Below are 253 nucleotides of genomic sequence, written 5' to 3'. Positions count from 1 at the left end.
ATATGGACTAATGTTTTCGTTTTTTGTCCGGTACGGGATCAACACCGCCCGGATGAAAAGGGTGGCACTTTAAAATCCGCTTCAGTGTCAGCCATCCGCCTTTTAATGCGCCGTGAGTCTTGACGGCTTCGATTCCGTACTGCGAACACGTCGGATAAAAGCGGCATGACGGCGGCGTCAGCGGAGAGATGAACTTCTGGTATCCGCGGATGAGCGCAATCATTATGGTTTTCATTAAAAAACCACCTTTCTG

1 protein-coding gene is annotated in these 253 nt (G+C 49.4%); it reads right to left on the bottom strand.

The window, feature by feature from the left end:
* Positions 1-7 precede the first annotated feature (7 nt).
* A complete protein-coding gene (gene yidD, locus SB660_RS22240; protein WP_024085713.1) occupies positions 8-235 on the bottom strand; it encodes a membrane protein insertion efficiency factor YidD in 228 nt (75 codons plus the stop codon).
* Positions 236-253: the final 18 nt, after the last annotated feature.

The organism is Bacillus sp. SIMBA_005 (genome assembly GCF_046535585.1).
GTDB lineage: Bacteria > Bacillota > Bacilli > Bacillales > Bacillaceae > Bacillus > Bacillus pumilus.
This window is presented reverse-complemented; position numbering and strand designations above follow the sequence as displayed.

What these genes read in the sequence shown, in the direction of transcription:
- yidD (WP_024085713.1), bottom strand. Translation starts at nt 235, where the DNA reads ATGAAAACCATAATGATTGCGCTCATCCGCGGATACCAGAAGTTCATC.